This window comes from Hominimerdicola alba 8 (assembly GCF_000178155.2).
Taxonomy (GTDB): Bacteria; Bacillota; Clostridia; order Oscillospirales; family Ruminococcaceae; genus Hominimerdicola; species Hominimerdicola alba_C.
Map to the genome: position 1 here is coordinate 99039 of NZ_ADKM02000123.1, position 16143 is coordinate 115181.

Annotated in this window: 8 protein-coding genes; 4 read left to right on the forward strand and 4 right to left on the reverse strand. The window is 46.5% G+C overall.

Going from position 1 to position 16143, the window contains the following annotated elements; translation table 11 throughout:
* Window positions 1–29: 29 nt before the first annotated feature.
* Together CUS_RS20545 and CUS_RS15635 are read right to left on the reverse strand one after the other, a co-directional pair.
* The gene (locus CUS_RS20545) at window positions 30–1781 is read right to left on the reverse strand and encodes a glycoside hydrolase family 5 protein (RefSeq protein ID WP_002852548.1); all 1752 of its coding nucleotides are present in this window, start codon (window positions 1779–1781) and stop codon (window positions 30–32) included.
* Window positions 1782–2059: 278 nt separating this feature from the next.
* Window positions 2060–2491 (reverse strand): hypothetical protein, encoded by a 432-nt coding sequence (locus CUS_RS15635; RefSeq protein ID WP_002852409.1) that lies wholly within the window; start codon window positions 2489–2491, stop codon window positions 2060–2062.
* Window positions 2492–2859: 368 nt separating this feature from the next.
* Between CUS_RS15635 and CUS_RS15640 the strand changes: the two genes are divergently transcribed.
* The 3 genes from CUS_RS15640 to tnpA all read left to right on the forward strand — a co-directional run bounded on the left by CUS_RS15640 (window position 2860) and on the right by tnpA (window position 7604).
* On the forward strand, window positions 2860–4545 hold the full coding sequence (locus tag CUS_RS15640) for a SulP family inorganic anion transporter (RefSeq protein WP_002852378.1): 1686 nt from the start codon (window positions 2860–2862) through the stop codon (window positions 4543–4545).
* 441 nt (window positions 4546–4986) lie between these two features.
* Window positions 4987–6948, forward strand: a complete 1962-nt coding sequence (locus CUS_RS15645) for a glycoside hydrolase family 5 protein (RefSeq protein WP_002852384.1) — start codon at window positions 4987–4989, stop codon at window positions 6946–6948.
* A 179-nt stretch (window positions 6949–7127) separates the two neighbouring features.
* Window positions 7128–7604: an IS200/IS605 family transposase gene (gene tnpA / locus CUS_RS15650; protein WP_002852407.1), complete on the forward strand. Its 477-nt coding sequence runs from the start codon at window positions 7128–7130 to the stop codon at window positions 7602–7604.
* A gap of 250 nt (window positions 7605–7854) precedes the next feature.
* On the opposite strand, the gene CUS_RS15655 is transcribed toward tnpA, so the two are convergent.
* On the reverse strand, window positions 7855–10941 hold the full coding sequence (locus CUS_RS15655) for a GDSL-type esterase/lipase family protein (RefSeq protein WP_002852471.1): 3087 nt from the start codon (window positions 10939–10941) through the stop codon (window positions 7855–7857).
* A 247-nt stretch (window positions 10942–11188) separates the two neighbouring features.
* Window positions 11189–13708, reverse strand: coding sequence for a GDSL-type esterase/lipase family protein (locus tag CUS_RS15660; RefSeq protein WP_002852376.1), 2520 nt, complete (start codon window positions 13706–13708; stop codon window positions 11189–11191).
* A gap of 687 nt (window positions 13709–14395) precedes the next feature.
* Between CUS_RS15660 and CUS_RS15665 the strand changes: the two genes are divergently transcribed.
* The gene (locus CUS_RS15665) at window positions 14396–16075 is read left to right on the forward strand and encodes a BspA family leucine-rich repeat surface protein (RefSeq protein ID WP_002852505.1); all 1680 of its coding nucleotides are present in this window, start codon (window positions 14396–14398) and stop codon (window positions 16073–16075) included.
* The last annotated feature ends 68 nt before the right edge of the window (window positions 16076–16143 follow it).

Below are 16143 nucleotides of genomic sequence, written 5' to 3' on the forward strand. Positions count from 1 at the left end.
ATAGAAAGGAGAATTATAGGAGAAAATTTTTACTTAACGGTAACTTTGAAAGCCCTCGCGGCGGCGTTGGTGGTATCGGGCTTGCCGTTTATAACAGCGCACACGACCACATCATAGCTGCTGCCTGCTCTCAGCTTGGGCGAGGTGAAAGTGGTAGAGTCGGTGTAAGCCTGTATCTTCCACCTGCCTGCCAGTTTTACAGCTATGCAGTACTTCTCAGCGCCCCTTACAGGCGACCAGTTCAGCCTGAACTGGTGGAACTGTGTGTTATATACTATAGAATTGATAGTGGGGTATTCAGCTGACGGTGTGACAGTCACAGCGTTTGAGAGGTCATACACCCAGCTTCCGTTTACCTTTGCTATGACAGCCATTCTGTAGCTTGTACCTGCTTTGAGGCCATTGACTGTGTAGGAATTGCCGCTTACCTCGCTGAGTATCTGCCATCTGCCGCTGACATAGCCGCATACGCCGTACTTTTCAGCGCCTTCTACAGATGTCCACTCCAGTTCTACACAGCCGATGCGCGGTATGTAGGAAACTGTAGGTGCGGCAGGCAATTTGTTCAGGGTGACTTCCTTTTTATCGGTGTAGGTCTTGCCGTCAAACTCAGCAGTCGCAGTGTAGACGGTCTTGCCGTCAGCATAAGCGGTCGGCTGAGTGGTCTGAGAGGTCACATTTGCATTTACTGTTTTCACATCGCCGCAGCTGCATGTGAAAGATACCGATGCAGAAGAAGTTCCGTTCCAGTTCCAGACAGGTTCGCTGTAGCTGTGGCTGTGGCTCTGTTCGTATACCGAGCAGGTCTTTGAAGTCGCCTTTATGCCGCAGCTGCCGTTGATGAGTGCGTTGCCCCACTCGGTAAGCGAAGTGCCTGCGAAGTCGTATGCGATATCGAGGTAACTCAGGTCAGAACTGTTGCCTTTCCATGACCAGCCCAGATAGCCCACATTCTTTTCGGTGCAGTAACTCATTATAGTAGCTTCATCAACATCGCCGCTTGTGTGCTGACCTCCGAATTCACCGATGACAACAGGCACATCTATGCTGAGTGCGTTGTCGATGTTGGTCTTAACGGTGTAAGCATCGCCGCCCGCATACTCATACATATGTATCGAAAAAACAGTGTTGCGGTCGCTGTCAGCTTCAAATACCGACCTGCCGTATTCCTTGATGCAGGCAGGATACTGACCCCAGCCTGCGCAGTCTACCATTATCATGTTGTCGATGTCGGCATCTCTCAGCTTCTTTATGGCAGACTTGTTGCCCTCAGCCCACGAATAGCCGTTCCATGTGCCGTACCACTCGTTGGCGATGTTCAGTATAACATACTCTTCGTTGTCCTGAAGCACACTCTTGTTCTCTATCCAGTAGTTTACCGCGTTGTCGAGGTCGTAGGTGTTGTCGCTGCCTGTGGCATCGTGTACTTCCAGCACGCATATCAGCTTGTTCTGCTTGCACATATTGACGATGTTCTCAAGGTCGCTCTTCGAGGTCTTCGACCATCTCTGACCGTCAGCAACCACCACTCTTACAGTGTTAGCGCCGTTGTTTTTAGCGCCCTTTATGGAAGTTTCGGTGTCGTTCTGATACCATGCGTGTGCGATGTTTACGCCCCTCATGACAAAGTTGTTGCCGTTGGCATCCTTGATGTCAGTACCGCTTACATAGAAACCGTTGTGTGCGGCGCTGACATTTATGACGCCGCAAAGTGTGCTCAGCGTGCCGACGGTTATAAAAGCCGCCGCGATGCGTGAGCAGATGCTCATGCTTTTTTTCATAATATATCCCTGTCCTTTCATGTTTAACCTTTACCCAATGAAAATTTTCATTAAAATTAGTATAGCATAAGATTAAATTTAAGTCAATATACGAATTAAAATGTAATCGACTCCAGTCAATATCTTTGTAGATTTACACAATTTCGGGTGTACCGTATAGTGTACAATACCCGATTTTTCACTGTTTCCCACCACAAAACACCGTCTGCACAGGTGTGCTGACGGTGTTGGGCTTATACTATATAATGATGGCATCACAAAGGATATATGATGCCGCCTTACGCGAATATCTCTATAATATCGATGTTTCCGTTTTCATCGGTGAGTTCGATGGTGTCATCGCTAAGTTGGCGCACCTTTTCTATATAATGGGTGTGATCGGCTGACCTGCCCCCTTCGTACCATCGGGCAGTTTCATTCCCGTAGGTGTATGGTTCAAACGGCGGGCGCAATAAGTAGACTATATATCCACAGCCCACCGTAACACAGAAGCGCTCATTTTTGTCTATAAGAGCATCGGAGGGGTCGCCGTAATGGTCACCGACAGTGGTGATGCACCTGCCGTCAGCCTTTGAATAAAGTTCGGCACGCTCATAGCAAGCCTTTATATAGTAATTTTCGCTCTCGGCTAAGATTTTTTCAATTGCCGTTTTAAAGCACTCCTTTCGGTTCGGGAAGTAACAACATACAGCCCGAATGATCTTATACATTATTATAACATGTTTTTTATGAACGGTCAATCGCCGCAGGTCATGAACGAACGCTTATAGCAATCCAACTTTTTAAATTCACAAAATCCAGTCGCAAAAGCTGGGATTTATGGGTTTTGTGACTGGATTTTGTCTGAATTTTAAGGCGGATCGCTATAGGTCTGCCGACTCACTGTTCTTCCACCCGAAACGGCGGCGGCAAGGTTGCGAAATAGCATAATTTCAACATTATTTTTTGTTTATATAAACCAAAAATAGCCAACACGCCGATTTTTTCTTCTTTGCCGAAAAGTGCTTGAAATACATATATTTTAGTAGTATAATAGAGAACGTTGTCTTTAAAATTTCAAGAAAAAGGGGTAATGATAATGTCATCTCAGGCACAAAAGCCTACCGAACAGAAACTCAAACCAAAACTGTTCTCAGTCATGAAGAACTACTCAAAAGCGCAGTTCTTCAAAGATGTTACCGCAGGTATCATCGTTGCCATAATCGCACTTCCGCTTTCGATAGCGCTGGCGCTGGCATCGGGCGTGGGACCCGAACAGGGGCTTTACACCGCCATAGTCGCAGGATTTATCGTTTCACTTCTGGGCGGCAGCCGCGTGCAGATAGCAGGACCTACTGCCGCTTTCGCCACGATAGTTGCGGGTATAGTCGCCACACAGGGCATGGAGGGTCTGGTCATATCTACCATAATGGCAGGCGCTATCATGGTGGTCATGGGCTTGTGCCGTTTCGGTGCGCTGATAAAGTATATACCCGGCACTATCACAAGCGGTTTCACTTTCGGCATCGCGGTGACGATACTGATAGGTCAGATAAAGGATTTCTTCGGGCTGACTTTCAAGAACTCCCCTGTCGAAACTGTTGACAAGGTAAAGGAGATAGTCCTCTGCTTCGGCACACTCAACCCGCAGGCACTTCTGGTTGGTGCAGTGTCGCTGGCTATACTTATCTTCTGGCCTAAGAAGCTGGAGAAGATACCCGCTTCGCTGATAGCCGTCGTAGTCGGTTCGGTGATGGTGGGCGTGCTGGATATGAAAGTCAACACCATCGGCAAACTTTATCAGGTGTCTAAGGATCTGCCTCCTTTCACTGTGCCGCACTTCACTTTTGCAAAGGTAAGGGCATTGCTGCCGAACGCCTTCACCATCGCGATACTTGCCGCTGTCGAATCACTGCTCTCCTGCGTGGTATCTGACGGTATGATAGGTTCAAAGCACCGCTCCAATATGGAACTGGTAGCACAGGGCGCGGCAAACATCGGCTCGGCACTGTTCGGCGGCATACCCGCAACAGGCGCGATAGCACGTACCGCCGCAAATGTCAAAAACGGCGGACGCACACCAATTTCAGGCATGGTGCATTCTGTCGTTGTGCTGATAATACTCTGCCTGCTGATGGACAAGGCATCGCTGATACCCATGCCCACCATCGCGGCGATACTCTTCGTGGTCGCATATAATATGTGCGGCTGGCGCAATATCCGCAATACCATTAAGACCGCTCCCAAGAGCGATATCGCTGTGCTTTTCGTCACACTGATATTCACTGTCGTTTTCGACCTTGTAGTTGCGATAGGTGTCGGCATGGTGATGGCGTCACTGCTGTTCATGAAGCGCATGGCTGATGTTACCGAAGCACATGCGTGGATAGACATCGACGACGAGGACACCGACCACGACAATATACTGCTGAAAAAGATACCGAAGAACACAAGGGTGTTCGAGATAAACGGACCCATGTTCTTTGCGGCATCTGACAAATACAGCTATATGCTCTCCGATGAGAACATCGATGTTCTCTGTATACGCATGAGAAACGTCCCCGCCATAGATGCGGCAGGCGTTGAAGCACTGATGGGCATAGTAAAGCGCTGTGAGAAGAACGATGTAAAGGTCATATTCTCACATGTGAACGAACAGCCCATGCACGCTATGGAAAAAGCGGGCTTCATCGAACATGTCGGCAAAGAGAATTTCTGCGACCATATAGACACCGCACTTCTCCGCGCCGAGGAGATAGAAAACGCTGTCAGCGCTGCAAGATAAAAAACAAAAACAGAGTTGCCGTAAACATTTAAACGGTAACTCTGTTTTTTTGCCGAACAGTGATCGACATATATTTTCATACATGCAATGATAACAAATACTAAAATCATTATATTATTAAGTGGTATATATCAAAATTTTAATCCATTCGGCTGTGTACATCACTATTTTTGCCGAAAAATAGTGAATGGACGACTAAATTGTTTCAGCATGATGACATGAGTGAAATTTTTTACATATTCCACTGAGGTTTGTTCACTAAAAGCAGTTGACTTTTGTTTAAAAAAACTGTATACTTAAACAGGTATCAAATTATTCCATATAATGCTGTTTTTCTGTGACGTGAACGACACTCTCGCGCCGCAGTGAACAAATTGTACGTTTATTCCGCAGTGATCTCTGCGGAGGACTATCAAATTATTTCGAGAGGGGATATATCCTATGAAGAAGACAATCCAGGGCAGAGTTGTTTCCGCACTGTCTGCTGCTGCGATAGCTCTGACAGGTATGAGTTCTCTGCCTTCAGCAGTCATCGAAGCATCTGCACTTTCGGGACAGAATGCAAAGGGAATCGTATCACAGATGAGGATCGGCTGGAACCTCGGCAATACGCTTGAGTGCAGCAACACCAATCTGCCTGTGACCGCATCACCCAAGAAGTTCGCGACAGCATGGGGACAGCCTGAACCAAACGCAAACCAGTTCGAGGCAGTAAAGAAGGCAGGTTTCAACACAGTTCGTATACCTGTGACCTGGTATGAACATCTCCAGTGGAACGACAGCACAAAGAAGTACCACGTTGAAGACAACTGGATGAACTATGTCAAGCAGACTGTTGATTATGCGATCGACCGTGACATGTTCGTTATACTGAATATCCATCATGAGGACTTCATAAACGTTTCTCAGTTCAATGAGAACACCTATCAGACAGCAGAACTGAAGCTGACCAGCATATGGTCAGAAGTTGCTGAAGAATTTGCAAACTATGACCAGCACCTCATTTTTGAGGGCATGAACGAACCTCGTCAGACAGGTAACTCTGCTGTAAGCGAGTGGGGCAACGGTTCGGGCGACAACGGCTATACATGGAATTACGTAAACAGACTGAACGCTGCTTTTGTAAACACTGTACGCGGTCAGGGTTCGAGCGCTAACAAAGAGCGTCTGCTGATGCTGCCAGGCTACTGCGCTTCCAATGACAGTACAGCTATCTCCAACATAGCTATACCGTCAAATGCAGGCAACGTTGCACTTTCCGTACACGCATACAGCCCTTACTTCTTCACAATGGCTACCGACTCCTACGCTAACCACACCTATCCGGGTTCTTCGGGCTGGGGTGCTGATTATTACAGCGAGCTGTACAACATGTTCAATTATCTCGGACAGCTCCAGGATCAGAAGGGCGTGCCGATAATCATCGGTGAGTTCTCTGCTTCTGACTTCAACAACACCGAATCACGTGCAAAGTGGGCAAAAGACTATCTGTCACTTGCCAAGTCAAAGGGTATCCCCTGCGTACTGTGGGATAACAACGTAACTGCTGAAAATGCAGGCAACAGCAAGGGCGAGGCTCACGGCTATCTGTACCGCAAGGGCTGCACCTGGTATCCTAACTCTGAACCTGTTATCAAGGCTATGATGGAAGTTTACGGCATCAACTCCGAAACAGGCGAGTACACTGAGATAGTTGATCCTGCATTCGACTGGAACAACGTAAATATAGGTTCTGACTGGGTAGAGCTTTACAAGAATCCTAACGGCTCCACCATTGAAGCATGGAAGAACTTCACAGTATCAAACTGGAAGAACTATGTAAACAAGGATTACAAGTTCGTACTCGTTTACGATTCCGATCAGGCACCCGAGCTGGTTCTCCAGGACGGCAGCTACGACACATGGAACCGCGTAGCTTCCAGCGATGACAGCGATACTCCTTACATAAAGGAATTCTATTATGATGACCTGACAAGCGCTATCGCAAACAGCGGCAAGACCATGAACGACATGAACAGCCTCTACATCAGCGCTACCACGAGTTCGCTGACTGCTTACGGTCTGTATGCGGTACCTGTTTCAGGCACTCAGCCCGATCCTCAGCCTCAGCCACAGGGTCAGACTTATCCTACAATATCCGGTATTGAGTACAACTCTCAGTATCACCAGATCAGATTTAACTGGAATGCAGTAGACAACGCTCAGAACTACGGCATCGCTGTATATCTGGCAGGCAAGTGGAGAATCCAGACTCAGACAATACCTGCAAACACTCTGTCTTACACCACTCCTAAGAATCTGACACCCAACAAGTCCTACAAGGTTGCTATTGCCGCTAAGGTAAACGGCACTTGGGACGTTGCAAATGCGATCAAGAACGCTGTAATAGTTACAGTTCCGTAATCTCGGATACAAAAACACCGACCCTCTTCGGAGAGTCGGTGTTTTTTTGTATTAAGAAAACCCCCGGCTCTGCCGGGGGTTCCAAAAAGCTTTAGCTATGGGTAGAAAAAAAGAACCTCCTATGATAAAATAAGAGTAGGTCTGCCAACCGAAACTTAATGATCAAAGGAGGTATCGTCATGACAAGAGACGATATTAATAGTTTAGCACATTCCAAGTGGAATTGCAAGTACCATGTGGTATTTGCACCGAAATATCGCCGAATGGTGATATATAACCAAATAAAGACGGATATCGGTAAGATACTGAGAAAACTTTGTGAACAGAAGGGTGTGGAAATAATCGAGGCAGAGGCGTGTCCCGACCATATTCATATGCTTCTGTCGATACCGCCTAAGTATAGTGTTGCACAGATAATGGGTTACTTGAAAGGAAAGAGCAGTCTGATGATATTTGACAGACACGCTAACCTGAAGTATAAGTATGGTAATAGGCACTTTTGGTGCAGAGGGTACTATGTTGATACAGTAGGCAAGAATAAGAAGAGGATTCAGGAGTATATCCGTAACCAGTTGCAGGAGGATATTGCGTGCGACCAGATGAGTTTGTTTGAGACTGTGGATCCATTTACAGGAGAAAAGTACAAGAAGAAGTAGGAACACACAAAGAACCCCTTAAGGGGTGGCACGGGAATGAAATGCGGTTGGCAGATCTTTCCCGACCCCTTAAGGGGTAGTGTCCGTAACAAGCCCTTATAGGGCTTAATCAAACCACCGGTTCAACCGGTGGTTTTGATTGTGTGCGCGGCGTGGGAGATAAGGGTGGCTTTGCGGAGCGGGCGGCGTGAGAATATCTGCCGCAAAAGATCCCCGCCTTGTATTCTGCAAGGCGGGGATCATCATATTATTACTTTACGTAGTTTGAAAGACCGTTGATGTTTGCAGACTTTATAGCGTTTGCGATAACGCCTGCTACTACCTTTGCGCCTTCCTCATTGAAGTGGGTCATATCCTTGAAATCACCGAAGGTATAGCCCATGTGGTAGGAACGTGCTTTGTCGTAGCCCACTGAATTGTAGTGGTTCACCAGTGCCGCATTAGCATCTACAAAAGGTACGCTGTACTTTGCAGACAGCTGTTTGAGCGCGTTGGTGTAATTGGTGTAGTTTGCAACGAACTTTCCGCCTGAATAGGAATTGCCGTTGAGTGTGCAGGACATAAGTACGGGTGTAACGCCCTTAGCCTTGCAGTCGTTGATGAAGATGGTCATGTAGTATTCGTAAGAACCTGTTGTTGGGTTGTTTACGTCGCCGCATACAGGAGCGTATCTGTCGGCGTTAGATGCGCCTGCATCGTTTATGGCGAACTGTATGATAACAAAGTCGCCTGCCTTCATCGAATCAACTATGCCCTGCCATCTGCCTTCATCGTAAGCCTTCTTGCTGGAACGTCCTGCCATTGACCTGTTGTCAACAGGCAGACCGCCGTTCAGGTAATCGGTGAGGTAGTAGCCCCAGCCCTGTATAGGACCGCCGTTCTGGGACTGCTTGCTTGCGTTGTAGTACATTGTGGTAGAGTCACCCAGCAGGAACAGTGTGGGGTCACTGCTGATGGGGCCGCTTGGGTTCGATGCGTTGGGGTCATAAGTTTCTGCGATGGGTTCATCAGTCAGTGCAATTGTGATGTAGTCCAGATTGGGACAGCCCTCGTCCACTGCGGACTCCAGCTTTATGGTGTTTTTGCCTGCCTTAAGAGGAAGCACGATGCCCATTTCATTCCATGTGTCCCAGTCAGCTGTACCCGGGAAAGACTGCTGCCAGTAGGTGCTTGTGTTGCCGTTTACGTAAACAAAGCCCTTGCGGTCAACGGTCGAACCGTTGGCGTATCTGATATGGGTCATGTAGTTGCCCGCTTTTTCAGCGTTTACGGTGAATGTTATGCTGCTGCCCTTTACATTTTCTAGGTTTACAAAGCCAACATTCTGTGAAGCGCCCATCGAAGCATCAGTTTTGGTGAAGCCTTCGTGGTTGGATTCAGCTGCGCCCTGATCCCATGTCTGGTCTACTGCGAAGTAGTAATTTGCCCACGGGTCAGCAGGAACGACACTGACATCAGAAGCGGGGAGCTGTGCCAGACCTGCGGAGTACATCTGTATCAGGCTTGCATCTGCCTCAGTCACCTGACCATCAGGCACGCCCTGTACAGAACCGCTGACATCTGCATTTAGTATGCCCTGTGCCGACAGAGGATAATTGTAAGGCTGCGAAAGATATCTGAATATCGCCGCCGCATCGTTGATATCAACTATACCGTCGGTGTTGGCATCGCCTCTGAAAGCGGTAGGAGCGACCTCAGGCTCAGGTTCGGGCTGTGAAACAGGCCACTGAACTTCTTCTATTACCCAGTGCTGGCAGGGGTGACCGTTTACCTCCCACTGCTGAACGTTAGCGCCCCAGCTAGTGTCTGCACTTGCGACCTCGATAGCACCCGCATCACCTGAGCAGCGGGATATCATGGTGTAGCTGCCATCGCTGTTCTTAAAGAAGCGGAACCACTGTGCATTGGAGTTGGTATTGGTATTCAGCGCTATATTTGCGCCCGAATCCTTGCTGGCGTTGGTAACATCAAGCAGGTAGGTGCTTCCGTCACCCAGATAAGACCATATCTCATAGTAGTTATAGCCCTTGTGTTTCAGCCGCCAAACGTTCCAGTCACCGACCGTGTCGCCGCCCCACTGCTGAACATTTGCGCCTGCCTGTGCAGCGCCGTCCTTTACTTCAAGGTAAAGACCGCTGTTGACATTCTTGAAGCGGTACGCCTTTGTGGTGTCCATAGTTTCAGGCTCTTTGCCTATCTTGACAAGACCGTTCATCAGTTCAGCAATCTTCTGTGCGCCCAGCTTGCTCTGGTGGAGGTCATCGCCGCTGGCGTAGTAGGACTCCATACCGTCATAGCCCACCGAAAGACCGAAGTTCTGCCATTCAGTGAAAAGGTCTGCCACCTGAACACCCTCAGCCGCGCCTATCTTGTCAAGGTCGCCGCCGAACCAGCGTCCTGTCAGCAGGGGGCTTCTCTGCAAGTCACTTCTTCTGCCCTGCTGTTTTACGAGAATGACCTCCATGCCCTTTTTCTTGGCTTCCTGCACCATGTAGGTGACGCTCTCGATGTATTTTTCCTCAGTGGTGTATGCCTTGTTGGTATCGTTGATGCCGATGGAGATTATGTAGTAATCACCGCTCTTGCCGTAAGCCTGTATAGCATCGAACTGACCTGCGCTGAGGAAGCCCTCAGCATACTGACCGCTGGCAGCCATATTTCTTACGATGTAGCCTGCATCTTTAACGTAGTCACCGAAGAACTGACCCCAGCCGTGCTGACTGGTGTCAGCCACATTATAATAGTTTGCTACAGTCGAGTCACCGCATATCCATACGGTGGGGTTCGTGGTGGCTGTGGTGTTGAGCTGGGTTATCTCCAGCGCACTCATGGTGAAAGCATAGCCCGCTTTGCCCTCACACGCCATGATATTCAGCTGACCGTCAGTGACGGGTATCTGGAAAGTATCATAGGCGTTGTTGCCTGTGAGGTTGATGAGCTGGAGCATGTTTTCGGCACGCACCGAAGTTCTGTTGGTGTTGCCCAGCGTGACCTTGACCTCATACAGACCGTTTGGCAGGTCAACATTGAATGTGTTGCCGAGAGCAGTGCTTTTGAACTGCACCGCATCGCTCAACGCACCCGAACCTGCCGCGCTGACATTCGCCATATTGCTTGTCTGCGCGAAGCCGTAGCCCTTTGAGGAACTGTAGACGTCAGATGCGGAAACACCTGTATAGCCGCTTGCAGTTCCGTTTCCGCCGAAGTCGAACTTCCAGTTCGCAGTGGCAGCTTCGGCTTTCAGTGTTGGTGTGTGTGCGGAATGACCTAAGCCTGCGGCACATGAAAGTGCCAGCGCCGCAGAGGTCAGACCGCTCAGCAGTTTTTTCAGTTTCATTCTGATTCCTCCTGATCGTAATAGAATACCGATATTTAGCTTTTTTAATTATATCACAGCAAATTAACAAAGTCAATAGGATGTCATGTAAAATTTTGTAACAAATCAATGAAACTTTGCAATAAAGATAACTTAATTTATGCACTATTTTCGATGCAGTTTTCGGCAAGGTGCGCCGCTTAAGAAAAGAAACAAGACCATCAGCTGTATATCAATGCTGACGGTCTTGTTATTATGTCTGAAACGCTCAGTCTTCTATCAGTCTTTCGGAAATTTTCAGACCCAGTGTTTTTGTTTCATCGGCAACGATGTCAGCTATGACTTCACTGCCTTTTACGCTGAGATGGGAGTTGTCTACGATCGTCCTTGTCTGCTCGGTGAAAGCATGCAGCTCTGCGGTAGCATCGCCGCCGTACTGACTGTAAAGGTTGTTATACAGCAGTGTGGTCTTGGTAGTCAGGTCTATAACGGGGATATTATATTTTTTGCCCAGTTCGATCATAGCTTCTGAATACTTTTCATGTTCCAGATATCTGGGCATACCGTTTGAGTAGCGTCTTAACATCGGTGTTACCAGAACAGGAACAGCACCATTCTCCTGCGCGACTATGATATACTTGTTCAGCAGCATCCACTCAAAGGAATACTGACCATCAGCATTTTTTCCTTCCTCGTCAAGGGTCGAGGGGTCAAGCTGAGGGTATGTTACAAGGTTGGGTTCGCCTGTTTTTTCGTCGTTGTGACCGAACTGAATAAACAGGTAATCGCCTTTTCCGATGGAGCTGCACAATGTATTGTACTCTTTGTCATTCAGAAAACTGCGGGAGCTTCTGCCTGCTCTTGCGAGGTTTATGACAGTCACATCGCTGTACTGTTCTGCCAGTTTCATACCCCAGCCGCAGCAGTCTTTTGTTGTGATGGATTCTTCCGTATAATCGCATACGGTGGAATCACCTACAACATATACCTTGCCAGAAAAATCAAAGTCTGCATCTTCATAAACAGGTGTCACCTCTGCATTTTGTGGCTTTACAGTGATTTTGAATGCCCTTCCGCTCAGTTCATTCGTATCCCACTTGCCATTGCGCTTTGCACATATGACGATCTTATAGGTCTGACCTTCTTTGAGTTTTGGTGAAGTGTAGTAGGTCGTCCCTGCGGGGATATCCTGAGCAATGACCTTCCACTTGCCTGACAGATAAACTGCTATGCCGTACTGCTGAGCGTCCGGGACTTCGCACCAGTTCACCCTGAACTGAGGGGATACCTCGCTGTATTCAACAGATGTTATGACGGGGTATTCGGGCGCTGACACTTCAGTGTTTATCGTTACAGCGTTGGAGAAGTCCATCATCCATTTTCCGCCTAACTTTGTGACGATAGCTAAGGTATGTTCTTTGTCGTTGGTAAGTCCGTACATAACGAACGAGGTTTCCTCGTGTTCTGCCATTAGCTGCCATTTGCCGTCTGAATATAATGCTATACCGTACATTTCTGCATCAGCGACCTCTGTCCAGTCCAGCTTCACAGCATTACCTTTTATTGTATAGTTCAGTGTCGGCGCGGTGTATTCCAACTTCGGGATAGTTACATGTTTTCTGCTGAGTTCAGCACCGCATTTTTCGCAGTAAATGACTTCGTCCTGACTGCCGTTTTCAAAGTAAGTGGGTGCTGTATAGTTCTCAATGACCGCACTGCCCGCAGAATGACCTGCGGCAACTATAGTTTCAGCTTTTTTGAGTTCTGTTTCGCCATTTTCATCAGCAAAATACCAGTCATTCGCCGCATCATACCAGTAGCCGATATTGCCTGCTTCGGTACAGGTCGGTGCTTTGGGTCCAACGTAGGTCAATTCAAGTACAGGCAGAGAAAAACTTCTGGTGTAGAGGTAGGTCTTGCCGTTAAACAGGACTTTTGCGGTATAAGTTATAGTTCCTTTTCTGGTGGTGGTCGGTTTCTGGGTGATCTTTGAAGTGACATCAGCATCTATCTTCACAGTATCTTTGCATTCCTTGCAAACTAACTCAACGCTGGCAGTCAGATCATCGTTCCATGTCCACTTTGTCGAGCCGTAGCTGTGCCCCTTAGCATCAATTACCCATGAATTTTCGGCTATCTCGGTGTAAATGCCGTTTTCGAGCGTATAGTACTTTCCGTCCGAACCTGTGTAATATTCGCTGTTGCCTGCTTCGGTGCAGGTCGGGGCTTTGGCTTCGGTCTTTGTGTAGGTCACAGCGGGCTGAGTTTTATCACTGCCCCATATGTACACACGGTCGAGTCTGGCGATAAACTGCTCCATCGAAGCTGTCCACACATCTTCACTTACAGAAGCCCATGCAAAGTCATTGCCGCCGATGTAACGGTCGTTGAAATGTTCGGAATCAAGAACTGCATAACACGAACGGTCTTTGTACCTGAAAAAGAAGTCACGGCAGCCGTAGTATGTGGGGGCTGCGGTCTTAAAAGCAGCGACGTTTGCAGCGAGCCATGTTTTGGCATCATCGGGGGATATCTCGGCTGTTTTACCCAAAATATCCTTTACGGAAGTTATTTTGATGAAGCCGTTATCGTCCTGTGATACTTCGGCTTTTTTCATATACGCGCTGAGTTTTTGAGTGGTGCTGCCATCAGCCTGATCTGCACTTGCTGTTATGGCGGTACCGAACGCCGCATTTTCACCGAGATCTGCGGCGGCTGTGCCTGCTGTCAGCAAAAGTGCCATCATTCCCGCAATGATCCTTTTCGAGTAGATCTTTGTATTTTCCATATATTCTTCATCTTTCCTTTCCTGCCTGCCGACCGTACTATGAATTTATAACGATTATCCCGCTGACACATCACAAAAGCAGAGGTTTTACAGAGCTTAAGACGGTTAACGCATTTTTAACCGATGTGCTAAAGGGATAGTCATAAAAATTATGTTCATCGCAGAAAGCATTTTAAATTTTAAGCAGATCGTTAATGAAATGAACGTAATTAATATTAATCAAATATAAATATCGGCAGTACAAGCAGTTTTAACAGACTATACCGCACGAGGGAGCGCAGTCAGCCTTTAAATCGTTTTCATATCTCGAGTTGATTATATCATATCTAACTATTCAATGTCAATGACATAGACGGATATTCGGAAAATTTAACTTTACGATGTTTTTATATAAAGCATCAAATTAATGTTATATACAAACAGCAAAGTGAAGCGGTATCTGAATTATGCGAGCGGGTGACGCGGAATTGATCTGTTTTCTTTTCTCCTGCCTTATAGTATCCGCTGAAATATGTTGACTTTTTGCACTGTTTATGATACTATATTTATAGCAATCCGCCTTAAAATTCAGACAAAATCCATAGATCCGAGCTTTTGCGACTGGATTTTGTGAATTTAAATAGTTGGATTGCTATAATAGATATTGGCAGATCACCATATTCAATTAAAATTCAGGAGGACAAAAAAATGAAGAACAAAAGATTGGCAGCGGGTCTGCTGGCACTGGCATTCGTTTTCGGAGGTGCGGTAAGCAATGGTGCGCCTGTTATTTCGCAGACCATAACAGCACAGGCAGGTGATGTTATTAATGAGGGTTGTTATTCTTATAACATTCAGACAGGCGAGTTTACAATTAAAGGTAAGATAGATGGTGATGCTATAAGAAATTTCAAATATAAGAAAAATGTCAAGTCCGTCATAGCTGAAGAGGGAACTGTTTTTCCAAAAGACTGTAGTGGTCTTTTTTCTGAATATATAAATTGCACATTTATGCTTCTTTCAAAAGCGGACACTAGCAAAGTAACTAATATGAGCAAAATGTTTTATTATTGTAATTATTTGAGAGAGATTGACATAAATGGATTTGATACTAGTAAGGTTACAGACATGAGTAATATGTTCTACTGTTGCTGCAATCTTAAGTGGCTCGATCTTTCTGGATTTAATACAAGCAATGTTACAGATATGAGTGGTATGTTTTTTTGTTGTTCATGTGAATTGGATATAAGCAGATTTAATACCAGCAATGTCACAAATATGAATTGTATGTTTGAATGTTGTAGTCAACAAAAATCCTTAGATGTGAGTGGTTTTGATACAAGCAAAGTAACTAATATGTATCGTATGTTCTCAGGATGTCACAACTTGACCACACTTGATGTAAGCGGATTTGACACAAGCAATGTCACAGATATGATGTTAATGTTTGATAGTTGTGCCAACTTGACCACACTTGATGTAAGCAACTTTGATACAAGCAATGTTGAGAATATGAGTGCTATGTTCGTTAGCTGTCACAACTTGACCACACTTGATGTAAGTAGCTTTAATACAAGCAATGTCACAAATATGAGTGATATGTTCTCTTGGTGTGAAAAGCTGAGCACACTTGATGTAAGCGGATTTGATACAAGCAAGGTCGAAAATATGAGTGATATGTTCTCTTGGTGTGAAAAGCTGAGCACACTTGATGTAAGCGGATTTGATACAAGTAGTGTTATAAATATGGGCGGTATGTTCTGTGGTTGTTCCGACCTGACCTCGCTTGATGTAAGCGGATTTGACACAAGCAATGTCATAGAAATGAACTATATGCTTAACAACTGTTCAGGTCTGATCACACTTGATCTTAGTAGTTTTGATACAAGCAAGGTCGAAAATATGGACTATATGTTCACCGGCTGTTCAAATCTGAACACCCTTACTCTTGGCAAGAATTTCAAAAGTATAACAGAAAGAGCATCTCTCCCAAACGGTGACGGCTGGGTGAATGCTAAAGACCCTGCGACTATTGTCAGCGGTGACGGGGAATATGCAGTCATCGAGAACAACGGCAAGAACACCTATAAACTCTTTGGCACCGTCAAGCCCACATATCCTACAAACATAAAGGTCGAATACAGTGAGAAATATCATCAGATAAGATTTACATGGGATAAGGTCGAGGGTGCTGACAGGTACGGTATTGCGGTCTATATGGCAGGCAAATGGAGGATACAGAAGCAGGATATCACTGACACTACTTACACCACACCTAAGGGTCTCGTAACGGGCAAGACCTACAAGGTAGCTGTTGCCGCAAGAGTGAACGGTGTATGGGATACTGCGAATGCTATCAGGAATGCTGTGACTGTTACAGTTAAATAATTCCTGTAAATGGCTGAACTGAAATAATATGAAAAACGGGCGATACCTTATGTTTAAGGTATCGCCCT

Bases quoted from the DNA above. Each gene is read 5' to 3' on its own strand.
- CUS_RS20545 (WP_002852548.1), bottom strand. From the start codon at position 1,781: ATGAAAAAAAGCATGAGCATCTGCTCACGCATCGCGGCGGCTTTTATA.
- CUS_RS15635 (WP_002852409.1), bottom strand. From the start codon at position 2,491: ATGTATAAGATCATTCGGGCTGTATGTTGTTACTTCCCGAACCGAAAG.
- CUS_RS15640 (WP_002852378.1), top strand. From the start codon at position 2,860: ATGTCATCTCAGGCACAAAAGCCTACCGAACAGAAACTCAAACCAAAA.
- CUS_RS15645 (WP_002852384.1), top strand. From the start codon at position 4,987: ATGAAGAAGACAATCCAGGGCAGAGTTGTTTCCGCACTGTCTGCTGCT.
- tnpA (WP_002852407.1), top strand. From the start codon at position 7,128: ATGACAAGAGACGATATTAATAGTTTAGCACATTCCAAGTGGAATTGC.
- CUS_RS15655 (WP_002852471.1), bottom strand. From the start codon at position 10,941: ATGAAACTGAAAAAACTGCTGAGCGGTCTGACCTCTGCGGCGCTGGCA.
- CUS_RS15660 (WP_002852376.1), bottom strand. From the start codon at position 13,708: ATGGAAAATACAAAGATCTACTCGAAAAGGATCATTGCGGGAATGATG.
- CUS_RS15665 (WP_002852505.1), top strand. From the start codon at position 14,396: ATGAAGAACAAAAGATTGGCAGCGGGTCTGCTGGCACTGGCATTCGTT.